The sequence below is a fragment of the uncultured Gilvimarinus sp. genome (assembly GCF_963972205.1).
Lineage (GTDB): Bacteria > Pseudomonadota > Gammaproteobacteria > Pseudomonadales > Cellvibrionaceae > Gilvimarinus > Gilvimarinus japonicus.
In genome coordinates this window covers 37,484-63,069 of sequence record NZ_CAXAUC010000010.1, presented here as the reverse complement: position 1 = coordinate 63,069, position 25,586 = coordinate 37,484, and the positions used below count along the sequence as shown (strand labels likewise).

Below are 25,586 nucleotides of genomic sequence, written 5' to 3'. Positions count from 1 at the left end.
CGAGCGCCAAGATAAAAACCATGATGCCTGGTGTTACATTTTGAAATTTTGTTACTGCAGCGGCGACTCAAAAGCTCGTAATCACAAACAAAAAAAAGACCCTTAACAAGGTTAAGAGTCAAATCAACATCATGCCAAGAGGAGAGTCCTGAGGATCAATGTCAGTTAAAAAACATGACCAAAAAAACCAGCTATCTTCTGTAGCCAGTTATTGCACGACGTTAAATCGCCACAGCTGGCGATTCTGATTTGCAATGGTAGCGGTGCGAACGTTCGCCCCATCCTCAAAGCTACCACTAACAACCTCGAGGGCCTCACCACCTGTTTCAGTGCGAATCGTATAATTACCAGCGTTTTGCTGCTCGACTAACCAGCGCTGATTACTGTTATGCTCGCAAGCCCACTGATGAACATTATCGCCACCGCTATCGGCATCTAAACATGAGCCACTGTTTAAGCTGATCAGCTCAAAGGTTTCCTCTCCAACGGGCTCGGCGATCCACTGTTGGTTTAAACCACCACCATAAGCCCACTGGTGAACATTCGCTCCGTTACTAGAAGACACGCCTGACACATCGAGCGCTTTGCCCGATGCCTCATTGGTAATGTAATAGGTACCCGGCTCTAGCTCAGTCACCGGTGTTGTCGTATCGTTGGTAAAGCCTACCCAATTAAGGTTAAACCCACCACTGGGAAACCTCATACGCAGCGTATGATCACCTGCGCTTAAAGTGATTGGCAACGACAGTGTTTGCCAGCTCTGCCAGCCACCGGTGCTGGACACATCCACACCGCCAACATTATTGCCATCAACGATTAACTCTAACCGGCCGCCACCATTTTGGCTGGCAATACGGGCATCGACCACCAGATTAGTGGCCTGGCTTACGTTCACCCCATATTCTGTCCAGTCGCCGCTGTCGATCCAGCCGATATTCTCACCGCCACCTTGATCGGCAGTGGCCTCGGTTTGAACCCCCTGCATTGCGCAGTAGTCTTCGGCCTCGATTTTACCCGGCAAGGGTAAGGACTGGTTTTCGCAAGGGTCAGTTGGGTCTGGGTTGGTCGCGCCCTGATCGAACGCCACCCAGTTAAGATTAAAGCCTCCGGTAACAAAATTAAGCCGCAAACGATTAGCACCAGCCACCAAATCAACTGTTTGGCTGACCGTTTGATAGGTTTGCCAGCCACCGGTGACTGGGGTTGTTACGCTCGCCACATGCGCTTCACCTAACAGCACATCTATTTGGCCCGAGGTTGCTTCACCCGCGACCCGTAGGTTAACGGTGTAGGTTCCCGCAACAGGCACATTAATATTGTACTCGGCCCAGTTCCCAGCAGAGATAAACCCCACATTCTCGCCGCCATCAACATCGCCGGTTGCCTCGGTGGTTAATCCGCTTGAGTCACAAAAGGTTTCTGCCTCAATACGAGCGGGCAAAACACTGGTGGCAGCATCGTCACAATTTGGCTCGGGCTCAGGCGGCTCAGTGGTGCCGGCGCTAGGCTTAATGCCGTTGTAAAAACCCTGATGCCAAGTGTAGCTAGCGTGGCCGTTGCGAATATTGTTTTGCGCGAAGCTAATCATCGAATCGTACAAGTGTGTCGGTGGATTTCCGCCGTTATTGATAAACGCTTTTACCGTGTTGTAATCGGCATTAGGTGGGATCGTCCACAATGTTTTATCGTGAGACATTTTCTTAAACGACCACGGATAATACCCGGCAAGCTCATTTTTAGCCCAATCTGTGATTGCTTTAAGGTTGCCTTCGTCGGTTTCACCATACTCACCGATAATCAAAGGAATACCTAGATTATTGGTAATATCCTCACGCCCCTGGGTGCTCGACACCGGACCGTAATGATGGATCTGATACACCAAATTATTGTCCCACTGTGAGCTGACACCGGTTTGCGCCTGAACTTGTGGATCGCTCCAGTCGATTTTGGTTAAATCGGAACCCCACCATGAGCCTTCGGCCACAACAATATGGTTATTGTCCACTTCACGAATAGCATTGCGCATCGTAATCAGTGAGCCCAACAATTCAAACTCGCGGCCTGCTTGCGGCACTGGCTCATTGATTAAGTCGTACCCCCACACCACGGGCTCGTTTTTGTAACGATCGGCAATATGGCGCCATACAGAGGCGGCAATATTTACGTTATTACCGTCCCAGAAGGTTACGCTATCGCGCGGCTGGCTTGCGTTGGAGTTGACGTTATCCGCGTGATCACCTGGGTTTTGGTAGCCTGGTGCAGCGTGCATATCCAACAACACATACAAGCCATGAGTACGGCAGGATTCAATCAGACGATCAAAGTACTGAAATCCGTGATCACTTAGCTCACCATTACGCCAAAACATATTGTAGTGAAACGGCACGCGTACCGAGTTAAAACCCAGCGCTTTTAGGTCGGCAATGGCTTTATCGTCAACGTAGTTTAAGCGCCACTGGTGCTCAAACTCTGCCGCTTTAGCGGTACTACCAAACGCAGCACTAAGTGAGTCGAAAAACTGTGAATGGGTACGATAATTAAAATCACCCATCATAAGATAACCTTCCCACAACAACCAGTTCCCTAGGTTAATACCGCTAAAGTACAGCGGCTGACCATTCTCATCGACAATATCCGTGCCTTGGGTGTGTACATACTGAGCTTGGCTGGTAGCGCTAAAAAAAACTCCACTTAAAATCAATACGGCCGAGAGCCACCTTTTAATGCGAGAACTAAGAGCGGATATCTGCTCTACATTTTTTATTGAATACTTCATAACAAGCCTCATTTATACGTTATGTGTTCGGCGAAGCGTTAAAAGTAACTGATACCACGAAATCACAAAGCTTAGCTAACGAGCCATTTCACACAGATCTCGCCCTAAACTAATTTCACCAAAGAACTTTATGCGCATCGCGCATCACCAAACCTGCCGCCCTCAAAATGGAGCGGCAGGATGATTAGTACTAAGGATTTTTGACCTCAAACCAGTTTAAGTTCCACTGGTTATCAATCGAGCGTAAACGCAAAGTAGATCGCCCTTCAGGCAATTCAACATCGTAACTAAGGGTTTGGTATGACTGCCAACCATCGGTATTTGGTACGGTGACGGTGGTGACAACCTGATCTTCGATTATTACCTCAAACTGTACGCTGCCTACCTGACTAGCCAAACGGAAGTCCATGATATAGCTACCTGCAGAGGGCACATTAATATCGTAATCGACCCAGTATCCAGTCTCGAAACTACCAATGTTAAAGCCACCACCTTCATCACCCGCAGTCTCGGTTTGCACACCTGGGTGCGCTGCCGAGTAGCTTTCGGCTTCAATTTTAGAAGGTACGGTATAAAAGGTTTCACCACTGGCCACAATATCGCTGGCGTACCCTTCATCAGTGTCGTTGTAAGCGGCCACGTAATAGTAATACGTAGTGCCAGAGGTCACGGTGTCGTCGCTGTAACGGTTTGCTTCAACCGAGGCAATTTTTTCAAAACCAGAGCGCGGCGCCAATGACCGGTACACGTTATAACCCACCACTTCGCCTTCGGCACTATCCCAGCTTAGCGTTACATTGGTATCCGTAACATCCAATAATAAATTGGAAGCCTTGCCAGGGATGTTGGTAAATATCGTGGCAGGCTCGTCGGAGGTTAACGAGTCTTTCACCCAGTTATTCACCACGTAATCCATCTCATTAATAGCAAAGAAACTAAAGTAGTTTTCAATTTCTTCGACCGATGACGAATTAACATTCACGCTCGGAATCGCACGGCCGGTCACATCGACCCACTCCTGAGGCATATCGGGTACCAAATAGATCTCGGCCCAAGTATCGCTGCTGCCCAAATCTTTAAATTTACCCGACAAGGTATAAGATTCACCGCCCTCGACCTCTACCGCCTGATACAGCATGGCGTGGCTGCCAGCGGGCGATGTGACATGCAAAGCGGCGCCGGTATCGCTTCCGGCAAACTCGCCGGCGGCATAATCCAGATCGTACTCGCGCGGATCACCCCAGAGCGACACTTCCGTCCAGCTAGACTCAGAGCCTGCGCCAAATTCGCCATTCACCACAAGATTACTGCCATCGGAGTCTTTTTGTAATTGAATACTGTCGTACACAACATCGACACCGTTAAAACCACCGGTTTTTAACACTAGGTACATCGTCTTAGTGCCTTCACCTTCGTACGGTGTGGTACTGGTTGCCGGCACATCACAGGCATTGGCAAAAGTGGCCTCCCAGCCGGGGCACCCCCAGGTTTGTGCTTTGGTTACGAGCTGATTGCCATTGTTGGTCACATAACCCCATGTACCATTACCCAGACCGCCCGAGGCAGTCGCCACTTTGTAGGACCACGCCGTGCCGGCCCAGTTGAGGTCGTTATAGGTATCGAACGTTGCGCGGGTAATCTCACCTCCCATCGCCCCTAAGCCATTCCACGGCTGCATCTCGCCGACAAGCATTGGGGTATAAACCTTTCGCGCCCGATTGGCCCAGTCGCATACGCCGGAATCGCCATTTTCTCCGCACGTTAACCAATCGCGGTGAACGCTGTAGCCGATCTCGCCCGCGCCAAAAAGCCCCGGATAAAAGTGTGGCTCAAACGCGACGTTCTCCATACCGTAATCCAGCGGGTCACCGTACGCCGATATACCGTCGGAGTTGTGAGCGGCCAGAATAACCACGTGCTCTTCATCATAAGCGCGCACTTCGTCGTACAGCTCGACCAAAAAATCGCGCAAAGTAGCCGAATCAGTGCCCCAGGGCTCATTTAACAAGCCATAGCCTGCCACGGCCGATTCACCTTTATAGTGTTTCGCAATTTCGCCCCACAACCATTTAGTGCGCTCGCGGTACTCGTCACTCTCCCACAGTAAGTTTTGCCCTTCACAACCGGTGTGCTGCTCTTCACCTTGACCACCCACAGCACCGTGCAAATCCAGGACAACGTAAATGTCACGCTTTTTGGCTTCGGCCACGGCCCAATCTAAGTATTCCCAAGCATCGGGGTTTAGGGTCATTGGTTGGTCGTCGTTTTCAATCACACTGTAGGGAAACGGAATCCGCACAATGTTAAAACCAGCCTCGGCAATCACATCCCAATCAGCCTCGGTAAACCAGCTATCACGGTGCAATTTAATCAGCCGATCTTTCTCGGATTCACCAAAGCGCTCGGTCAGCTTATTTTCTAATGAGCATTGATCCGGAATTTCTTCACCCAACGGATTTTCACCGTTATCAAACATCCACAACTCCATGCTAAGCCAGTTACCGATGTTAATACCACGCAGAGAGACTTTCTGCTCGGCCTGATTAACCCACATGGTGCCATCGGCTTTTAGCATGCTGAAATCTTCTGCGCCCGCGTCGGGCGACTCGACGGCAGGCGGCACCGGCGTAACGGTTTCGGGGCCGGAGCTACCTCCGCAAGCGCTTAAACCTAGAACCGCTGCGAGCACGATCGAGCTTGCCGCAACGCTATGATTTTTTGTGCGACGCAATTGATTTGGTCCAAATACTGTATTTTTCATAGTCACTAACCTTTTATAACTCGCATCATTGTTATGTAATCTGGCGGCTGCGATATTTAAGCCGCCAGTGGCGATCGTGGTTATTTAAAAGTTCGCACTCACTCTTACGCCATAGGTGCGTGGTGAAGCGTAACGCCCAGGAAAACCTGCAGCTGTGTTGTTATCAACCGAGGCACTGGATTTGGTCATCTCGTCAGTGGCGTTATTAACAAATAAATCCACCGACCAGTTTTCGCCCGGATCAAGCGTTACACCTACATTGACTTTGGTGTAAGCCTCTTGGCCGGCCGGGTTGCCCCAGTAGAAACCGGTTTGCTCTTGGTCGTTAATAATGTTGTTGATCGGCGCCCCGTTTTCATTTTGATCGCGGAAGAAGACATCATCCACATAGCGCACATTTATACGAGGCGTGATTAAGCCAACGGTGGTCTCAAAGTCCCACCGGAACGTGGTATTGAGGCTAAACTCGGGAGATTGAGGCAAGGTATTACCAGCCAAGTCATAAAATCCCGTCGGCTCGCCATCGGGACCAATAATAGGATTCAGATTTGTACCGAAACCGGCACCATCAACCACATAGTCAGTGTACTCAGCGTTTAAGTAGCCACCACCAATATCCAATTGACCACCGCTACCAATTACCCAAGTGAGCTCCGCCTCAATACCGGATATTTCGGCGCCGGCGACGTTGGAGTTAACAATCTGGTTAAGATCTTCGTCAAAACCCGAACGAATCAAGTCGTCATACTGCATAAAAAATGCCGCGGTATTTAACCGTATTGGACCACTTTGATATTTATAACCCACTTCGTAACTGGTACTGTTTTCCGGCTTCGTTGACTGGCCACCATCTTGGATAACACCGGCGCGATAGCCGGTGCTAACACTGGCGTACACCATTGACTCATCCCACTCATAGCTGGCGCGGGCCAAGTACGTAAACTGATCGTCTTCGCTCTCGACGTCATTACGCAAAGTCGCGGCGCACTGACCTCGGGTGCGCTCGCGACCGGTATAATCGTCTAAACCATCTGGCCCCTCCGCACCGGTCGTGTTGTTCAAGAAGTCCTCAAAAATAGATAGGTTTTCACCACCCAACGTAGGGCGAATAAATTCATTCTCGCAATCTTGAATATTGCGTCCGCCGCGATCGTACTTAAGATCATCGGTATAGCGCACACCACCGGTGAGCGATAGTTGATCAGTGACGTGCCATGTGGCCTGCGCATAAGCGGCAGCAGACTCAGTACCACGTGCAGACTGAATAAAGGTATTGCCCCCCTGTAACCAGCTGCCCTGGCCATCAAAGTCAAAGCGAATGGCGGTTTCTTCTTCAAAGTAGTAAGCGCCGATTACCCACTCCAGTACATCGCCGTCAATATTTTGCAGTTTGAGCTCGTGACTCTCCGCGCTCGAATTTTGATACTCAGTACGCCCCTCTTGAAAACGAGAAGTGACGCCAGCATCCTGGTCGACCACTTGCTCGCGGTGCAGATCACTCACACCCGCGATGTACTCTAGATTGAGGTTATCGCTAATGTCATAACTCACGGTAGAGCGCCACACATCACTTTGCAGCTCGAGTGCCACAGGCGAGTCAATAAAGGAGTCGAAGTTATCTTGTTCAACCAAAACCGGATTAAGCAAAATGCCGCCGTTGCCGTTATCGGTAAAAGTTTCAAACGACAAGGTCCACGACAAGCTGTCGGCAATATCCCACAGACCGGTAATACGCGCCGAGCGCACATCAGTATTGTTTAACTTAAGGCCAACATTAGCCGAACGCCCAGTCTCGATACCCGAAAAGTTATGCTCAGTGCCACGCGGATCTGCACTAATGGGGTTAACCCAGCCGTCGTCCTGATCGGAGTAGCCAGCCACCCGGAAAGACAGGTTATCCAACACGGGTAAGGTCACCGCGCCCGACACCTGCTGGCGGTTGTAGTTGCCGTACGTGGTTTGAAAATTACCCTCAAACTCGTGGCCAGGCTTAACGGTTTGCAGCAGTAAAGCACCACCGGTGTTGTTACGGCCAAACAGTGTGCCCTGTGGGCCACGCAATACTTGTACGTTTTCCAGGTCGTACATCAGCGCCAGGGCCCCCTGAGCTCTGGCCGCGTAAACGCCATCAACATACACCCCCACACCTTGGTCACCAGTTTCTGTGGGGTTATTGGTGCCGACACCGCGAATATAGATTTTAATATCCGACTGTTCCTCTTGCCCTGACACCACCAAGTTGGGCACAAAACCCGTCATGTCGGTCACATCCAGGATGTCGTTTTCTACCAGAGTCTCTTGAGTTAAAGCGGTCACGGCAATGGGTGTGCTCTGCAAGTCGGCCGAACGGCGCTCCGCGGTTACCACCACCTCTTCCAGCATCCGCGTTGAATAGGCTTCACCGGAGTTGTTCTGGGCATAAACGTGAGCGGTACTGCCTGTGGCCACAACCAACCCAACCGCTAACGCCAATGGGTGTTTAATATGCATAGCTATACTTCCTCTTATTTACTCATTATTGTTGTTTACTCATTACCCAACCTTTGACGGTGCAGGCGCTACTTATTACAGATCTTTATCTCGCGCTTAACGTAACCGTCCGCTAATTCGCCCCGAAGCAACTTAACTAAATTTAACCTACAGGCATTAGCACTTGAATACTGAGTGACCGAGGACAAATTATTCTCCCAACCAGAGTTCGTCGTTCGGGTAACCTTAGAAACTGGTTCGGATAGCAAAATAACCTGGTGCTGGTGGTATTAGCATGCTCAAACGGGGTTCGGACTAAGTCGAACCCCTTGCAGACACTGAGCTGGGTGGGATAAAGTCGAATCTACACGTTATTGAGTAACAAACATTAGATAACAATAAATTATATTTTTTGATGCGCTTACGCATCATAACTGGTCACTTATTGCTAGAATAAGCGACACAACTTAGCGTGCATAATAATAGGCAAGTAAAACACCATGGATACAGTGCTCTTTAATTTTCACGACTTAGTGTTAATTCTTACGGCTTTTGAGTGTTTACTTTTTGCACTATTGCTTAGCGCCACCAACAAAGATAAAGCCCTTAGTACGGCGTTTTTTATCGGTTTTTTACTCTGTCATATCTTCATCCCTCTGCACGAGCTGACCTTTTGGGGCAAACAATTTCGTATCTGGCTGCTGGATGTCTCACCCAATATGTTCTTTTTAGGCAGTTATGCCTACTTTTTAGACGGTCCGTTGCTGTATTTATTTGTCCGCTCGTTGCTTTATAAAGACTTTGAACTCAAACGCATACACTTACTGCACGCCCTACCCGTTGTGCTGTACTTTTTTCATATGCTGTTTTCTTTTTACCTGCAAGATTACGAGCGCCGCGAAATGCTGGTGGAGACTCAGCACATTGCCTATTCGGCTCCCTACCTCTACTTTGATGCTGCTGGCCGCTTTATTCGCGTGGTGTACGCCCTGCTGTGCATCAAGCTGGCCTTTGCTTATGGCGAGCAACTTAAAAACGTATTTGCCAACCTAAACAAGCGCGATGTCGCTTGGCTTAAAGTGATGCTCGTGAGCTTTCTGGCGCTGTTCAGTTGGGACGCCGTATTGCTTTCCCTTAAGCTACACGGGTTAATAATCGATGACTTTAATTTAGATCTACTCAATATTGTCGGGCTGTCTGCTTATTACTTAACCTTTATCGTACTTAACGTACTGATATCATTAAAGTTCACCCTGTTCACCTCGGTGGCGGCCATCAACGAGCGCCCACACACGCCGCGAGCGGATGATAACGCCCCCCAAGAAGATAAAGCCCACATCGAACACATCAAAGCGGTGATGGCGAGTAGCAAGGTCTACACGCAACCAGATATCACCATTGATCGATTAGCAACAGAGCTGCAACTGCCTACCAAGCGGTTATCCCAAATTATTAAGCAAGACTTCCACCTAAACTTTTACGAGTTTATTAATAGCTACCGCATTGAAGATGCCAAGCTGCAATTGCGCGACCCGGCCCTAGCCAATAAGACAATCACCGAAATCTATTATGAAGTAGGATTTAATAGCAAATCTGTATTCAACACTTTCTTTAAGCGCGTCGAAGGTGTGACGCCGTCACAGTACCGTGAGCAACACTCTGGCGAGCCCAAAAGCGGCGGTGCGTCAAACCCCTTTATGGGAAAAGGCTCCTCTTAATACACAGCCCCGATCTAAGCACTTACCTCCGCTACCCATACCACTATTGCCAAAGCCATAAAGTGGGCCAAGTTCGACTAACCCTGACAAGTCAGCACCCGGCAAAAAGGTCGTAAATAGTGAGCGCGCCAGCAAGTGCTAAGTGGCGCCAGCTTAATATTGCCTTAACGCCGCCTCGCTATAGCGATACGTCCTTCCCACTTTTATCTCTGCAATATGAGACGACGCCCCCATACGCACAAGTAACAATACCGGTCTAATCAGGCATTACTGTCAAACAATAATAGCGAGACCTTCTATGACCCATCCGATGATTAACCGCCGACATTGGCGCTCGGTTACAATCGCTTTGTTGAGCGCAACCCTAGCCGGCTGTGGCGGTGGTAGTGGAGGCGACACGCCGACCACCAACAGCTCAAGCAGCGCAATAACCAGCAGTTCCACTAGCTCTATATCGAGCTCGGAATCCAGCAGCCAAGCATCTAGCAACTCTTCCGACACTAACGCGCTCACAAGGCTAAGTGCTCAAGGTACGCAGTGGGTCCAAGCCGACGGCACTCCGATTGCGCTAAAAGGCACCAACCTCGGTAACTGGCTGCTGCAAGAGTTTTGGATGATGGGCCAGAGCACCGACGCCGTAAACGACCAGTGCACCTTAGAAGGCGTGTTTGATCAACGCTTTGGCACCGCCGAGCGCGAGCGGTTAATGGAGCTGTTTCGCGATAACTGGATCACCGAGCGCGACTGGGATCAGATGGCCGAGTTTGGTCTCAACGTCGTGCGTGTACCTTTTATGTGGAACCTGATTGAAGACGAGGCCAACCCCTATACGCTGCGCAGCGATGCCTGGGAGTATCTCGACCGGGCCATCAGCGAGGCCGAATCCCGCGATATGTACGTGATCTTAGATTTACACGGCGCCGTGGGCGCTCAAGGTTGGGAGCATCACTCTGGCTGCGCCGAGCAAAACTGGTACTGGGATGGCGGCAACGGCCAAGATGCGGCTTACTATCAGGATCGCACGGCCTGGCTTTGGCAACAAATTGCCGAGCGTTATAAAACCAGCGATACCGTTGCCGGTTACGGCCTGTTAAATGAGCCGTGGGGCACCACGCCAGAGACGCTTGCCGATAACATTGAGTCGCTTTACCACAAAGTACGCGAGATCGACCAAGAGCACGTTATTATTTTACCCGGTCACAGCCAGGGCATTGATGCCTACGGCAACCCTGCCGACCGCGGCATGGAAAACGTCGCCTTTGAGATGCACTTTTACCCCGGTATTTTTGGCTGGGGTGAAATCGGCTACCAGGTACACCGCGATTGGCTAACCTGCGGCATTAACGGCACTGGCGGTGTGTGTGAGTGGCAGGCACGCTTAAGCGCACTGAACACGCCTTTTTTAATCGGCGAGTTTCAGCCCTGGACCGGTTTAGGCGGCGAGCTGGGCGGCAAAATCGCCCGCGCCACTTATGACACTTACGCGCAACACGGGTGGGCCGCCACCAGCTGGGCCTACAAAGTGCTCAGCAATACCGGTGGTCAAGGCAACGGCACCTGGGGCATGGTGACAAACCAAGCCAGCCTGGGGCTACTGGCCAAAGCCGACACCTGGGCCTGCGCCGGTTGGGATAGCACTTTTAGTGCCGCTTGCGGCACCTCGACGCCGACCGTTACCGCACCCGGCGAAGGTACGCAGGATTACTACCTGGTGATTAAAGCCGGCGCCTGCTGCGACGCTGGCAGCCTGGATGTCAGCCTCGACAGCATAAGCCTACGAGCGCACGAAACCGCCACCGAGCTATTAAGCAACGGCGAGTTTAATGACAACAGCGGCTGGACAGCCTGGACGGCCGGGGCCCCGGTGAATCTCGAGTTTAATCAAACCGAGCACATCCCCAGCGGTGGAAATGGCACCGCGCTGCGCTTAACCAGCGCCAGCGTAAGCAATGGCGGGCTTTACCAAAAAGTGAGCTTGACCGGCGGCGAGCAATATCAGTTTAGCGGCGTATTTAAAGACAACGGCAGCACCGATGCCTGGGCCGAAATGTATTTGGTGCCCACTCAGCCTGTCGATGGCGAGGACATAACCGGTAATGCGCTGCCGCAACTCGATTTTAACACTGCCTCAATGGCCGAGATCGAAGCGCTATTTAACGAGTTTGGCTCGCTCGACTACGATGTTCATACCGAGCTCAAGCACTGGCTCACCACCGAGCAAGCGCCCGAACTGTTTTCCCTAAAAAACCCGCCCAGCAATGTCACACTGGTAGAAACCGACGGCGGTAACCAGCTGAGCTGGAGCGCCAGTGTTGAGCCCGGCGTTGAAGGTTACCGCATTTACCGCAGTACCGTTGTCGGTAGCGCCGGAGAGCTTATCGCCCAAGTGGACAACTTACAGTATCTGGATAGTACCGCACCCGAGCAAACCACCTACTACCAAATCAGTAGCTACGCAGGCGACGCCGAGAGCTACCCATCGACGAGTGTTGCCACCACTACCGTAGCCAGCGCTTTGCCCGGTACGGTTCAAGCCGAACACTTCAGCGCCATGAGTGGCGTGCAACTCGAAACCACCAGCGATGCCGGCGGCGGCCACAACATTGGTTACATCGATACCGGCGACTGGCTCGACTACCTTGTGACGATTGAAGCCGCAGGCACCTACACCATCGAGTACCGGCTAGCGAGCGCTGGCGGCTCCGATGGCTTTAGCCTTCTGCTTGGCGATAACACACTCGATACCGTCGCGGTGCCCGACACCGGCGGTTGGCAAGCGTGGCAAAGCGTCAACCACAGCATCACGCTGCCCGCCGGCGAGCACACCCTGCGGGTTAAAGCATTAGCCGGCAGCTGGAATTTTAACTGGCTGCGCGTTAGCGCGCCTTAATAACACAGTGCTTAGGCACATTTTTTAGAAGTATGGAGTCCACCATGAAAAAACTCTTAACCTATTGCTTGCCGGCGCTTATCGCAGCCGTGCCACTGGCACAGGCCGCCACCGATGCCGAGATCGAACAGCGCATCGATGCGCTGCTGGGCAAAATGACGCAAAAAGAAAAAATCGGCCAGCTCGCGCTGCGCGACTTTGGTATGTACAGTGGTGAATCACTCGCCGATATCAAACAGCAAATTCGCGATGGTGAAGTGGGCGGTTTTTTAAACGTTAACTTCTCCTCCGCCGAAGGCAACGCCTTTGCCGACTTGCAAAAATTAGCCGTAGAAGAAAGCCGCAATGGTATCCCGCTTATTTTTGGACAGGACGTTATTCACGGCTACGAGACCATCTTCCCGATCCCACTGGGTCAGGCCGCCAGCTGGAACCCCGAACTGATTGAGCAAGGCGCGCGCGTGGCCGCCGAAGAAGCCACCGCCGACGGTATCCGCTGGACGTTTGCGCCGATGATTGATATCTCGCACGACCCGCGCTGGGGCCGTATCGCCGAAACTCTGGGTGAAGATCCGTACCTGACCTCGACCTTGGGCGTTGCCATGACCCGCGGTTTTCAAACCGACGACCCCACCCGCACCGACGCCATGGCCGCCTCGGCCAAGCACTTTGTCGGCTACGGCGCAGCCGAGGGCGGCCGCGATTACAACGCCGCCTACATTCCCGAAGCGACCTTGCGGGACATGTACCTGCCACCGTTTAAAGCCAACGTCGATGCTGGCCTAATGACGGTTATGAGCTCGTACAACACGCTCAACGATGTGCCCGCTACCGCCAACGACTTTGCCCTAAAAACCATCTTGCGCGATGAATGGGGCTTTGATGGTTTTGTGGTGAGCGACTGGAACGCGGTGATGGAAATGATTCCCCACGGCTACGCGCGCGATGCAAAACACGCCGCCGAGCTTACCGCGAATGGCGGTGTCGACTTTGAGATGCACACTGACACCTTCCGTAAACACCTGCCCGAACTGATTAAAGAGGGCAAGTTTACCGAAGAAAAACTCAATACCGCTGTGCGTCATATGTTGCGCATCAAAATGCGTTTAGGTTTGTGGGATAACCCCTACCCACGGGGCAACCGCAATGAGATTATTTTAAGCGATGACCACTTAGCGGCCGCTCGCGATGCCGCGCGTCAGAGTTTTGTATTGCTTAAAAACGACAACAACCTTTTACCGCTCACCAAAAAAACCAAAATCGCCTTAATCGGCCCCTTGGCCAATGTGCCCCACGAGCAATTAGGCACTTGGATTTACAACGGCAACAAAAAAGATTCGCACCCCTTAGTGCCGGCGCTCAAAGACTACCTGGGTGGCGACAGCCAGTTTACCTTTGTAAAAGGTTTAGACTACAGCCGCGACACAAGCACCAAAGGCTTTAAAGACGCGGTTAAGGCCGCTAAAAAGGCCGACGTGATTGTGTACGTAGGCGGTGAAGAGTCGATTTTATCCGGTGAAGGTCACAGCCGTGGCGACATTGCTCTGCCCGGTGCGCAACAAGCGCTGGTTACTGCTTTAAGTGAAACCGGCAAGCCGTTAGTGACGGTTATTATGGCGGGCCGGCCCATTGAACTTGGCGCTATTCGCGAACAATCGGATGCCATTATGATGGCGTGGCACCCAGGCACCATGGCCGGTCCGGCGCTGGTTGATGTGCTGTACGGCGATTACTCGCCGGTGGGTCGCCTGCCCATCACCTGGCCCAAAGGCGAAGGGCAAATACCGGTGTACTACAACCACATGGCCACCGGCCGCCCAGCCACCGATGATAATTACACCCGTATTGCGGATATCGAAATTGGTGTATTCCAGCACGTGCCCGGCAACTCGTCTAACCACTTAGATTATGGCCACACACCTGAGTATCCGTTTGGTTACGGCTTAACCTACACCAATTTTGACTACTCAGATTTAAACGTCGAAACCGCAAAAGTGAGTATGGGCGGCACGGTAAAAGCCAGTGCTGTGATTAAAAATACCGGTAAAGTCGCCGCCACCGAAGTGGTTCAGCTTTATGTGCAAGATGTGGTCGGCAGTCGCACCCGCCCGGTGCGTGAGCTTAAAGGCTTTAAACGGGTAACCCTGGCGCCCGGCGAATCAAAAACCGTTGCGTTCACCCTGCCCACCAGCCAACTCGCGTTCCACAACCGCGATATGCAGTTAGTGACCGAGCCGGGTAAGTTTAACCTTTGGATCGCCCAAGATTCCGCCTCTGGGTTGCAAGGCGAATTTACCGTGGTTGATCACTAACAACATAAAATAAGGCTCATACACGCCCAACCTAAAAAGCCGGATGCACCAAGGGGGGCATCCGGCTTTTTTTGGGTAACGTATCGGATAAAAGCTTACACCAACCCCGCAACTCCATAAGAGGTGACTGCGCACTGGTTGGTGAGCCCGTCGCGTATAGCTTGGGTATAATCTGACACGGTGGGAACCGCGCCCGAGCAAGGCTGCGTATTGTGCAATACATCATCGTACTTCCACAAAAAGCCTCCCGCTAAATTGTACTTACTGACGCTGGCCAGTGACTCGCACACGCCGCCCAAACCAAACGGGCACTCTTGTGGATTTGAATCACTCGCGCCGCGCACCGCCAGCCCGGCCACAATATAAGAGGCGCCCCGCCCTTTGCCCACCACCTGCGACACAGCATTAATCCATGGCTCTAGCTCGTCGAGGTTTTCGGCGCCGCCCGAGTAGCACTGTAAATTCCACCAACTGACCCGGTGGCCTTTATCCCACAAGGTTTGCATATAGCCTTGCCACTCAGTGGGGTTGCGGTAGGGGCAAAAAGTCACCTCAAAGCCCAATTCAAACAATATCTCGCAAAAATCGGTAATGGTGCTGGCCTTTACCGGCTCCTCGTTATCCAGATCAATGCCGTCAATAACGCATTCGCCATTGAAGGTAAACGCCTCGCGCAGCGTATGAAAATTGCGCCGCAGTAAATCGCCCATGCCGTGTTCCAGCATATACTCGATAGTCTGAAAGTCACACACGCCCCAGCCACCCATCGAGAGAAAAATCTTACTCACCTGACTGCCGTTTTGTTTCATCTTAAGCAAGTCGCGGGGCCAATCGGCCACCGCAGGATTATTGCCTGGATTAAAGGTATCACCGTTCACGATGCGTACATCGCCATCGTTAAACACCAGCTCCCCCCACGTTTGGCCCGCAATGGCCTTACATTCAAAAGGGTTCACATCCCCCGATCGACCGACATGCAACGACCACAGAATCACCGTTGTTAAACCGCTTTTTTGCACGTCCGCGATGTGCTTTTTACACCTCCCTGGCCCAAAATCACCGCTGCAATAGGCAGCTACATTGACAACACTCATTGTCGTTCTCCGGCAGGAACCAAACCACGACGCTAATACAGCGTACCGACAGGCGCCATTACAGGGCATTACAGGCAAAGGTAAACAAGGGGTTTAGCCCGCGCGAACGAAATATCGGCACGGCCATGCTTAATTATGCGTAAAAATATGGAGCGACCCACATCCGTTTTTTGGTTGGGCTATAGCGATACAAATTGCCGGATATACACCTAAAAAATCATTAAAATTACGCCAATATCACCAAAATGCCGCCATCCGCGTTATCCGTACTGCGCGGTCATTAAGAGCAACACAAAACCCTAAGCCTCCAGCAGTAGTGCCGCCCTTTTACCAGCTGCATTGCGCAAGATTCCAGCGTTTGCATGGTCGGGCGCAAAGCCGCTGGCTCTAAGCGCCCCGACCCCGTAAAATACCGGCATCTACACTCTCTATTGATTCCGAGCCCTATGATCCCCCGTATTCGCGAAACGTCCCCTGTCCAATCGGTTTATTTAGCCTTTATCGAGGCGCTGCAAGATCGCGGCTTTGCCGGCGACCTAAACCCGGATTACGCTAACCGCACGGTGCTGGCGACCGACAACTCGATTTATCAGGTACTGCCCCAGGGCGTGGTGTACCCGCGCAACATAAACGACTTGGTGATCTTGGCCACACTCAGTGAGCGCGACGAGTTTAAGCAGATGGTGCTCAGCCCCCGCGGCGGTGGCACCGGCACCAACGGCCAATCGCTGACTGACGGTTTGGTGGTGGATATCTCCCGCCACATGAACCAGATACTGGAGATTAACCAGGCCGAGCGCTGGGTACGGGTACAAACGGGCGTGGTTAAAGATCAACTAAACGCCGCATTAAAACCTTACGGATTGTTTTTTGCGCCGGAGCTATCCACCAGTAACCGCGCCACCATCGGCGGCATGATCAACACCGATGCGTCGGGTCAGGGCTCGTGCCTATACGGCAAAACCCGCGACCATGTACTGGAGCTTAAAACCGTATTGCTGGACGGCAGCGTATGCGACTCGGCGCCCCTGGACGATACTGCCCTGGCGGCGCTGCGCAACCGCAGCGACCGGGTGGGCGATGTAGTACGGCTGGTGGACGATATTCAGCGCCAACACGCTGCGTTAATTGACGCCAAATTCCCCAAGCTCAACCGTTGCCTTACCGGCTACGATTTAGCCCATATCCGCACCGACGAGGGCGAATTTAACCTCAACAGCGTATTGTGCGGCAGCGAGGGCACCTTAGGCTTTATTGCCGAAGCCAAGTTGAATGTTCTGCCCATCCCCGAGTGTTCGGCGTTGGTGAATGTTAACTACCGGGATTTTAACGCCGCGCTGCGCGACGCTACCGAGTTGATGAAAGCCGGCCCTACATCGATTGAGACTGTAGACTCTAAAGTGCTGAACCTGGCCATGAACGATATCGTCTGGCACAGCGTGAGCGAGTTCTTCCCGCCGGTACCGGGCGAAGACATTAAAGGCATTAACTTAGTCGAGTACACCGCCGACAGCGACGAGGCCTTAGCCGAGGGCATAAAGCGCCTGACCGATACGCTGGACGCCATGAACGACTCAGTGCGAGAAAGCACCGGCCGTATCGGTTATTCGGTGGCCATGGGCAACGCCGCCGTGGGCAAAATTTGGGGCATGCGCAAAAAAGCCGTCGGGCTTTTAGGCAACGCCAAAGGCGAAGCGCGGCCGATACCCTTTGTTGAGGATACGGCTGTACCGCCCGAACATTTAGCCGATTTTATTTTGGAGTTTCGCGCCTTACTCGACAGCCACAACTTAGCCTACGGCATGTTCGGCCATGTGGACGCCGGTGTGCTGCACGTGCGCCCCGCGATCGACATGAAAGACCCCGAGCAAGAAAAGCTGGTGCGAGTGATATCCGACCAAGTGGCTGACTTAACACAAAAATATCACGGCCTACTGTGGGGCGAGCACGGTAAAGGCGTGCGCTCGGAGTACGCGCCTAAGTTTTTTGGCGAACTGTATCCGCAACTGCAAAAAATCAAAGCCGCGTTTGATCCGCACAACCAGCTAAACCCCGGCAAAATTGCCACGCCCAATGCTGAGATATCGCTATTGAGCATCGACGGCGTCACCACCCGCGGCCAACAAGACCGTAAAATTGCCGTCGAGGTATGGGAAGGCTACGCCGAGGGCATGCACTGCAACGGCAACGGCGCTTGCTTTAACTGGAACCCCAACGATGCCATGTGCCCCTCGTACAAAGCCACCCGCGAGCGTATTCACTCGCCCAAAGGCCGGTCATCGTTAGTGCGCGAGTGGTTAAAACAATTAAGCGAGCGCGAGGTTAACGCGGTGCAAGAGGCAAAAGCCAACCGCGAGCGCAATGCGGTCTTGTCACTGCCGGCACGCATCAAAAACACCATCAACAAAAAGCGCGGCCAATACGATTTCTCTCACGAGGTAAACGAATCCATGCAGGGCTGCTTGGCCTGTAAATCCTGCGTTGGTCAGTGCCCCATTAAAGTCGACGTGCCCGAGTTTCGCTCAAAGTTTTTAGAGCTGTATTACGGCCGTTATTTGCGCCCGCTAAAAGATTATTTTATCGGCGCGCTGGAATACATTATGCCCACCATGGTACGAGTACCCTGGTTGTACAACGGCGTCATGAAGCCCAAGATTAGTCAAAAAATGCTAGCCAAAGTAGCCGGCATGGTAGACAGCCCGCTGCTAACCGGCGTCGACTTAGACAAAGCCCTGCGCGATGTAAACGTGCGTTACGCCAGCGCGCAAAACATTGCCACGTTAAACGCCGAACAAAAAGCCAAAACCGTTATTGTGGTGCAAGATGCCTTTACCAGTTACTTTGAAACCGAGCTGGTGCTAGACAGCTTAAAGCTGTTAAAAATACTCGGCTTTAATCCCATGCTGGCACCCTTTAAACCCAACGGTAAGCCGCTGCATGTACACGGGTTTTTAAAGGCCTTTGCCAAAGCCGCCAACAACAACGCCGCCATGCTTAATGCGCTGGCCGGTACGGGTATCTCGCTGGTGGGGCTAGAGCCCTCCATGACACTCGCCTATCGCAGCGAGTATCAAAAAGTGCTGGGCGACAAAGCCCCCAAGGTGGCGCTGATCCAAGAGTGGCTGGCCGCGCAAGATTTAACCGAGGCCACCGCACTGTTTGCTAAAAGCGATTACAAACTGCTGGCCCACTGCACCGAAAAAACCAACGCCGCTGCCTCTATTAAAGATTGGCAAACCGTGTATGTGGCCTTGGGGCAAGAGCTAAACGTGCTTGAGACCGGTTGCTGCGGTATGGCCGGCACCTACGGCCACGAGGCGGCGAACGTGGCAACCTCGAAAAAGATCTTCTCGCAAAGCTGGGAGGCGGTTGTTACTGAGCCGGCCAACAGCGGCAAGCTCACCGCCACCGGCTACTCCTGCCGCAGTCAGGTTAAACGCATTCAGGATCAGCGTCTGCCCCACCCCTTGCAGGTGCTGCTCGGTTCCTATCAGGGCTAAATTCACACTGACTATTATTTTTGCAGCGACTCGGGCAGGGCTTAGCTCTACCCGAGTCGCTGCATGCGTTAACAAGTTTAACTAAACTATTTAAACGGAGTTACACAATGGGTTATGCATCAAAATTGGCCGGATGTTTTACCTTGGCGGCCCTTTTAGGGATTGGCCTACACAGTCACGCCACTACCGTTCAGTTTCAAACCGTACTGGGAGATTTTGAAGTCGAGCTGTATGATGAAAAGACCCCGATCACCACAGCAAACTTTTTAGAGTATGTTGAGGCCGGCGCCTACACGGATTCTATTTTTCACCGTTTGGATAACGACTTTATCCTTCAAGGTGGCGGCTTTACCTTTGATATAGAAAACAGTCAAATCGAACGCATTATTCAAAACGATTCTATTAAAAATGAGCCGTTTTTCTCCAACACCCGCGGCACCATCGCCATGGCCAAACTGCCCGGCCAACCGAACAGCGCGACCAGCCAATGGTTTATTAACCTAGAAGATAGCAACGACTTCTTAGACTCAATAGACGGTGGCTTTACGGTCTTTGGCAAGGTAACCGGCGAGGGCATGGATATTGTCGATGATATTGCCGCACTAAAGATCGGCGATTCCCGAGCAACCAACGGTGCCTTCAAAGAACTGCCGCTACGTAACGTTAGCAACAGTGACCTAAACAATAAGGTTCCTCTAACAGAGGACAACCTAATGCTGATCAAAAACATTATGGTTCTAGGCACCACCACCGCCTCTAGCGTAAGTTCTACCTCAAGCAGTTCGAGTAGCAGCAGCGCCATTAATGCCAGCAGTTCTGTTAATTTCAACAATTCTACAAGTTCGAGCAGCATTAGTAGCTCTGATACTTCTGTCAGCTCCAGCAGCTCGGTTAGCTCCAGTAGCGTAGTACCCGCGCCCTCAAACAGCGGTGGCAGCTCCGGTGGTGGCGGTAGCGCCAGCTGGCTGATGCTCGTGGCATTATTGAGTGCAGGTATCGCCCGCAGAATGGGCAGCAAAAAACCGTTACAAGCGACGACCGCCGCACCTTAAAGGCATAGAAAAGCCTCCAGACATCGGCTTCAGATACAGCGGTAGCGCCTAGCTCACAGCTGTACAAATGGTGGATGGTTTGGAGGCCTCGTTAAGCTCTCGCTAGGATGTGGATAATCACGCATCCTAGCAAACCACTACATTTTCTAACATTTCTCCCATTGGCGCTCTGGTATGGTTTACGCCTTATAAGAGCACCATCGCGTTATAGCGATTTTTAATACTCATAATATTACCGTGGAGATTCACAATGGGTCATTTATCCAAAGCCGCTGCCGGCCTTACCTTGGCAACCGCACTATTAGGCGCCAGCGCCGCCAGCCAAGCCACTATCGTCCAGTTTCAGACGGTTATGGGCGATTTTGAGGTGAACCTTTACGATGAGACCACCCCCGAGACGGTGGCAAACTTTTTGGCGTATGTGGAAGCCGGAGCCTATAGCGATAGCTTTATGCATCGCTCTGTACCTGGATTTATTGTCCAAGGTGGAGGTTTTAGCTTTGACCAGGAAGAAGATAAATTTTCGGTGATTGAGGCCAATGACCCCGTTCAAAACGAGCCGTTGCTATCCAATCAGCGAGGCACTATTGCTGTAGCCAAAACCAACGCAGGCCCTAGTACAGGTACTAATCAGTGGTTTTTTAATCTCGACGATAACAGCGGTAACCTCGACTCCCAAAACGGTGGTTTTACCGTATTTGGCGAAGTAACCGGCAATGGTATGGCTATAATTGATGCAATAGCAGAACTACGAACTGAAGACTTTAGCGCCTCTAGTGCAGCCTTCGCGGAATTTCCGCTGCGTAATTTTACCGATGAGGACCTTGCTAATCAAACGACAATTACTGAAGACCATATCGTTCTGGTACAAAACATCGTCGTTCTCGACGCCGCCGTGGATACCGCGGCCGATTTAGACCCCATGCCCACCACCCGCGATGACAGCGAGCCAGACAATGGCGGCAATAACGGTGGCGGTGGCGGTGGCGGTGGCGGCGGTAGTGTCAGCTGGCTGATGTTATTGGGCCTGCTGGGTGCGGGTATCGCGCGCCGCGTTAGCCGCCAGCGTTAATTCAGCGCAAACCTAATGTGATGCTCGGCGGGCTCGAGCCTATTGAGTCAACCGAGCACTTCAGCCAAGTAATAAAGGCAACAACGACAACATAGCGATGGCCGCAATAGCCAGCAGCGTGCCGATTACCACCAACGGCCTTTGCCGCAGTTGACTGGCAAAGGTTGGGGCCGTGCCCTCGGCTAACCGGCGCTCAAAGTCGGCGCGCGACTCTTGGCTAAAATGGTACTGAAACTCTCCGCCAAGCTCCCGCGCCCTTGTTACATCTTTATCATTCACAAGCCATAGGCCATCCACCCCCAAACGCCAGCGGCCGGCCTGAGTGGTATAGCAAGCAATACCCTGGTTTTGTAATAACTCAATAAGCCCGTCGACTTCTTCGGCGCTGGCGCCGGTGGTTCGCATTAATAATTGTGGCAAAGTGCACCTTGCTGGTTTTAAGTTGCTTGCTAAGTTGAAGACTCTATCAGCTTAATTTCGGAGTGTAGCTCGGGCGCTACCAGTGATTTTTGTTGCGAGCGTTTATCCAGCAAGACAATACGGCCCACGCCGGTGGCAACCACCTCGCCCTGCTCATCACTGTAAATTTCGTACTCCTGCGAGAAACCGTGCTCGTGCACCTCGGTGATGGTGCAACCCACTATCAGGCGATCGGGGTAGCGCACCGGCCGGCGGTAACGGCAGGCTGTTTCGGCCAACACCGGTATAATCTGCCCGGTATCAAACACGCCTTTTTGGCTCATACGGCGCATATAGGCAATGCGGGCCGATTCAAAATAACGCAAATACACCACATTATTCACGTGGCCAAAAGCATCCATCTCACCCCATTGCACATCGATTTCGATGGTTACCGGAAAACTACCTAAAAAATCTTCGCGATCGGTCACGGACAACTCCTTCTTTGTTGATGCGTAGTGATGCCTTTCGCCATTTTAGACGCTATCGGCTATGATGAGTAGCCAAGAGACAATCGCTCACCGCACACCCCAAGGATGTTTTATGCACGACTCAGCCATGGCAATTGCCATTATCGGAATTGCCGCGCTCGCCTGCCAGTGGGGCGCCTGGAAAGCCCGCCTGCCAGCCATCTTGTTTTTACTGATTGCTGGCCTAATTTTAGGCCCCGGTCTTGGCTGGCTAAATCCCGACGAGATTTTTGGCGAACTGCTGTTTCCGCTGGTATCTCTTGCGGTGGCGGTCATTCTGTTTGAGGGCAGCTTAACCCTTAACTTTCAAGAGTTGGGCAGCACCAGCAAAGTTGTGCAACGGATGATTACCGTGGCTGCGCCCGTCACTTGGCTCATTGTCGCCGTTACCGCCCACGAACTGTTCGGCCTTAGCTGGCAACTGTCGATTCTGTTTGGCGCGCTAATGGTGGTGACCGGCCCCACCGTTGTCACCCCGCTACTACGCACCGTACGCCCATCCGAGAAAGTCGCCAACATTTTGCGCTGGGAGGGCATTATCATCGACCCAATCGGCGCCCTGCTGGTGGTTGTGGTGTACGAGTTTATCGTGACCCAAAGTGGCGCCAAAGCTTTCAGCCAGAGCCTACTACTGTTTTTAGAAATCATCGTCGTGGGCCTTGCCGGTGGCGCCGCGGCAGGCTACGCATTAGGCAAAATCTTAGCACGACGCCGCTTGCCCGAATATCTACAAAACCTCGCCACCTTAAGCCTAGTATTTATGGTGTTTACGCTTTGTAACCACCTGGCACACGAATCCGGCCTGCTGGGCGTCACCGTAATGGGAATGTGGCTGGGTAATATGCGCGGGGTGCATATTCACAACATCCTTAATTTTAAAGAAAACCTTACCATTTTATTTATCTCCGGGCTGTTTATTATCCTAGCGGCGCGCCTGCCACTAGAGCAACTGATCGGGATTATGACCATCCCGTGCCTGTTACTGCTACTCGTCATCCAGTTTATTGCGCGGCCAATCTCAGTGGCGCTGGCAACTTTTAGGTCGAACATTAAAATTCGCGAACGGGTGTTGCTGGGCTGGATCGCGCCGCGAGGTATTGTCGCGGCCGCCGTATCGGCCCTGTTTGCGTTACGTTTAGCCGAGAGCGGTGTCGAAGACGCCGACCTTTTAGTGCCGCTAACCTTTGCTGTTATTTTAGGCACAGTGGTATTTCAAAGCGCCACCTCCCGGCCTTTGGCCAAGCTACTGGGCATTGTCGAACCAGAGCCTCGCGGCGTATTGATACAAGGCGCCAATCAAGTGGCGCGCAGCATTGGCAAGGCTCTGCAACAGCAAGATTTACCGGTGGTGGTGTGCGATTCCAACTGGGACAACATTCGCCTGGCACGGATGGCAGGACTTAAAACCTTTTACGGCAATCCGGTATCTGAGTTTGCCACCCAACGCTTAGAGCTAACCGGCATTGGCAACCTGATTGCGCTCTCGCCGCTGCGCGAACTCAATGTGATTGCCGGAATGCACTTTCGCAGTGAGTTTGGCGAGCGGCACATCTTCTCGATCCGCACCAGCGCCGACAACAACAAAGCCGAAAAACACCAAGTGGCCTCGACCTTAAAAGGCGCTCCATTGTTTAGCGAGGATTTAACCTACGCCAAACTCGCCAGCTTGATTGGCAGCGGCGCCGAAATCAGAGCCACCCGACTCACCGAAGAATTTACGATGGAAGAGTTCCGCCGTCAGGGCGGGTCGCAGTTGCTATTTGCCGTGACAGATAAAGGCAAGCTTAAACCGTTTATTGCGGGCGAAACCCTAGAACCGGCAAAAGACTGGGTGCTTCTCAGCCTGATTCGCGAACCCAAACCAAAGATTCGCGAGAACAACGACGAGCAGCCTGACCTGCCATAATGTTCCACGAGACAAATATTGGTTAACATTTAGCAAAGATTCCGGCACCCGCTATACTGCTAAGAGCCTATTTTAGTTATTGGACCTAGCAGCGAGGGATTGAACATGTCCGTAAACGTAAGGTTATTGTTAACAGGGCTGCTTGCTTGCAGTATGGTACTGCAAGCAGCAGCCGACCCACTACCATCTTGGAACGACACCCATGCCAAAACGGCAATTGTTGAATATGTTGCTAGCGTCACTGACCCCACCAGCGAGCAGTTTGTACCCGTCGCCGCCCGTATCGCCGTATTTGATAACGACGGCACTTTGTGGAGTGAGCAACCGGTATATTTTCAGTTAACCTACGCCCTCGATACGCTCAAAGAGAAAGCCAAAAAAGATCCAAGCCTCATTAACTCACCCGCCCTAAAAGCGGCCGCGGCGGGCGACTTAAAAACACTTATGGCCGGCGGTATGTCGGGCCTGCAGGAGGTCATCAACGCCTCTCACTCTGACATGAGCGTAATGGCGTTTCAGCAAAGCGTAAAACAATGGCTCGCCACCGCTCGTCACCCCAAAACCAACATGCGTTACGACGCCATGATCTATCAGCCTATGCTGGAGTTGTTAAGCTATCTGCGGGACAACGGCTTTACCACCTACATAGTATCGGGCGGCGGACAACAGTTTATTCGCGCATTCTCCGAAAAAGCCTACGGGATTCCGCCTCAGCAGGTTATCGGCACGGCTCTGCACGCCCAATACGAGCTGATCGATGGCAAACCGCAAATCACCAAAAAGCCTGACGTTAGCTTTCTGGACGATGGCCCAGGCAAGCCGGTGGGGATAGCAACCGTTATTGGCAAAAAGCCGATTTTTGTCGGGGGCAACTCGGATGGTGACTTTGAGATGCTCGAGTGGGGCAGCTCTAACGAGCTGCCCAGTTTTGGGCTGATTGTGCATCACACCGACGCCAAGCGTGAATTCGCTTACGATCGCGATAGCCACATTGGCAAACTAGATAAAGGGTTGAAGCAGGCATCCAGCCGTGGCTGGCTAGTGGTAGACATGAAAGAAGATTGGGCTAAAGTTTACCCTAAAACCCCATAACCAAAGCGCTGCGAA

14 protein-coding genes are annotated in these 25,586 nt (G+C 52.2%); 8 read left to right on the top strand and 6 right to left on the bottom strand.

What is annotated here, in order from left to right; all coding sequences use genetic code 11:
• Positions 1 to 208 precede the first annotated feature (208 nt).
• The 3 genes from AACY82_RS14190 to AACY82_RS14180 all read right to left on the bottom strand — a co-directional run bounded on the left by AACY82_RS14190 (position 209) and on the right by AACY82_RS14180 (position 8,027).
• The gene (locus AACY82_RS14190; RefSeq protein ID WP_339617500.1) at positions 209 to 2,776 is read right to left on the bottom strand and encodes a carbohydrate-binding protein; all 2,568 of its coding nucleotides are present in this window, start codon (positions 2,774 to 2,776) and stop codon (positions 209 to 211) included.
• Between the two features lie 190 nt (positions 2,777 to 2,966).
• The gene (locus AACY82_RS14185) at positions 2,967 to 5,537 is read right to left on the bottom strand and encodes a carbohydrate-binding protein (RefSeq protein ID WP_339617499.1); all 2,571 of its coding nucleotides are present in this window, start codon (positions 5,535 to 5,537) and stop codon (positions 2,967 to 2,969) included.
• Between the two features lie 84 nt (positions 5,538 to 5,621).
• The gene (locus tag AACY82_RS14180) at positions 5,622 to 8,027 is read right to left on the bottom strand and encodes a TonB-dependent receptor (RefSeq protein WP_339617498.1); all 2,406 of its coding nucleotides are present in this window, start codon (positions 8,025 to 8,027) and stop codon (positions 5,622 to 5,624) included.
• 479 nt (positions 8,028 to 8,506) lie between these two features.
• Here AACY82_RS14180 and AACY82_RS14175 point away from each other — a divergent pair, with 479 nt between their 5' ends.
• From AACY82_RS14175 to bglX, 3 genes are all read left to right on the top strand, one after another.
• Complete coding sequence (locus tag AACY82_RS14175) at positions 8,507 to 9,724, top strand: helix-turn-helix domain-containing protein (protein WP_339617497.1); 1,218 nt, start codon at positions 8,507 to 8,509, stop codon at positions 9,722 to 9,724.
• Positions 9,725 to 10,022: 298 nt separating this feature from the next.
• A complete protein-coding gene (locus AACY82_RS14170) occupies positions 10,023 to 12,614 on the top strand; it encodes a cellulase family glycosylhydrolase (RefSeq protein ID WP_339617496.1) in 2,592 nt (863 codons plus the stop codon).
• Positions 12,615 to 12,658: 44 nt separating this feature from the next.
• Positions 12,659 to 14,926 (top strand): beta-glucosidase BglX, encoded by a 2,268-nt coding sequence (bglX, locus tag AACY82_RS14165; RefSeq protein ID WP_339617495.1) that lies wholly within the window; start codon positions 12,659 to 12,661, stop codon positions 14,924 to 14,926.
• A gap of 95 nt (positions 14,927 to 15,021) precedes the next feature.
• On the opposite strand, the gene AACY82_RS14160 is transcribed toward bglX, so the two are convergent.
• On the bottom strand, positions 15,022 to 16,020 hold the full coding sequence (locus AACY82_RS14160) for a hypothetical protein (protein ID WP_339617494.1): 999 nt from the start codon (positions 16,018 to 16,020) through the stop codon (positions 15,022 to 15,024).
• 446 nt (positions 16,021 to 16,466) lie between these two features.
• On the opposite strand from AACY82_RS14160, the gene AACY82_RS14155 reads away from it, so the two are divergent.
• The 3 genes from AACY82_RS14155 to AACY82_RS14145 all read left to right on the top strand — a co-directional run bounded on the left by AACY82_RS14155 (position 16,467) and on the right by AACY82_RS14145 (position 21,644).
• Complete coding sequence (locus AACY82_RS14155; RefSeq protein ID WP_339617532.1) at positions 16,467 to 19,520, top strand: FAD-binding and (Fe-S)-binding domain-containing protein; 3,054 nt, start codon at positions 16,467 to 16,469, stop codon at positions 19,518 to 19,520.
• Positions 19,521 to 19,627: 107 nt separating this feature from the next.
• Complete coding sequence (locus AACY82_RS14150) at positions 19,628 to 20,572, top strand: peptidylprolyl isomerase (protein WP_339617493.1); 945 nt, start codon at positions 19,628 to 19,630, stop codon at positions 20,570 to 20,572.
• 250 nt (positions 20,573 to 20,822) lie between these two features.
• The gene (locus AACY82_RS14145) at positions 20,823 to 21,644 is read left to right on the top strand and encodes a peptidylprolyl isomerase (protein WP_339617492.1); all 822 of its coding nucleotides are present in this window, start codon (positions 20,823 to 20,825) and stop codon (positions 21,642 to 21,644) included.
• A gap of 60 nt (positions 21,645 to 21,704) precedes the next feature.
• Here the strand turns inward: AACY82_RS14145 and AACY82_RS14140 are convergent, their stop codons facing one another.
• Positions 21,705 to 22,064 carry a DUF6164 family protein gene (locus AACY82_RS14140; RefSeq protein WP_339617491.1) on the bottom strand — a complete coding sequence of 120 codons (360 nt, stop codon included), beginning with the start codon at positions 22,062 to 22,064 and terminating at the stop codon, positions 21,705 to 21,707.
• Between the two features lie 29 nt (positions 22,065 to 22,093).
• Positions 22,094 to 22,534, bottom strand: coding sequence for an acyl-CoA thioesterase (locus tag AACY82_RS14135; RefSeq protein WP_339617490.1), 441 nt, complete (start codon positions 22,532 to 22,534; stop codon positions 22,094 to 22,096).
• 112 nt (positions 22,535 to 22,646) lie between these two features.
• Here AACY82_RS14135 and AACY82_RS14130 point away from each other — a divergent pair, with 112 nt between their 5' ends.
• On the top strand, positions 22,647 to 24,479 hold the full coding sequence (locus AACY82_RS14130; RefSeq protein ID WP_339617489.1) for a sodium:proton antiporter: 1,833 nt from the start codon (positions 22,647 to 22,649) through the stop codon (positions 24,477 to 24,479).
• Between the two features lie 105 nt (positions 24,480 to 24,584).
• Positions 24,585 to 25,571, top strand: a complete 987-nt coding sequence (locus tag AACY82_RS14125) for an HAD family hydrolase (protein ID WP_339617488.1) — start codon at positions 24,585 to 24,587, stop codon at positions 25,569 to 25,571.
• Positions 25,572 to 25,586 lie beyond the last annotated feature (15 nt).

Excerpts from the sequence above, each read along its gene's own strand:
- AACY82_RS14190 (WP_339617500.1), bottom strand. The coding sequence starts at position 2,776 with ATGAAGTATTCAATAAAAAATGTAGAGCAGATATCCGCTCTTAGTTCT.
- AACY82_RS14185 (WP_339617499.1), bottom strand. The coding sequence starts at position 5,537 with ATGAAAAATACAGTATTTGGACCAAATCAATTGCGTCGCACAAAAAAT.
- AACY82_RS14180 (WP_339617498.1), bottom strand. The coding sequence starts at position 8,027 with ATGCATATTAAACACCCATTGGCGTTAGCGGTTGGGTTGGTTGTGGCC.
- AACY82_RS14175 (WP_339617497.1), top strand. The coding sequence starts at position 8,507 with ATGGATACAGTGCTCTTTAATTTTCACGACTTAGTGTTAATTCTTACG.
- AACY82_RS14170 (WP_339617496.1), top strand. The coding sequence starts at position 10,023 with ATGACCCATCCGATGATTAACCGCCGACATTGGCGCTCGGTTACAATC.
- bglX (WP_339617495.1), top strand. The coding sequence starts at position 12,659 with ATGAAAAAACTCTTAACCTATTGCTTGCCGGCGCTTATCGCAGCCGTG.
- AACY82_RS14160 (WP_339617494.1), bottom strand. The coding sequence starts at position 16,020 with ATGAGTGTTGTCAATGTAGCTGCCTATTGCAGCGGTGATTTTGGGCCA.
- AACY82_RS14155 (WP_339617532.1), top strand. The coding sequence starts at position 16,467 with ATGATCCCCCGTATTCGCGAAACGTCCCCTGTCCAATCGGTTTATTTA.
- AACY82_RS14150 (WP_339617493.1), top strand. The coding sequence starts at position 19,628 with ATGGGTTATGCATCAAAATTGGCCGGATGTTTTACCTTGGCGGCCCTT.
- AACY82_RS14145 (WP_339617492.1), top strand. The coding sequence starts at position 20,823 with ATGGGTCATTTATCCAAAGCCGCTGCCGGCCTTACCTTGGCAACCGCA.
- AACY82_RS14130 (WP_339617489.1), top strand. The coding sequence starts at position 22,647 with ATGCACGACTCAGCCATGGCAATTGCCATTATCGGAATTGCCGCGCTC.
- AACY82_RS14125 (WP_339617488.1), top strand. The coding sequence starts at position 24,585 with ATGTCCGTAAACGTAAGGTTATTGTTAACAGGGCTGCTTGCTTGCAGT.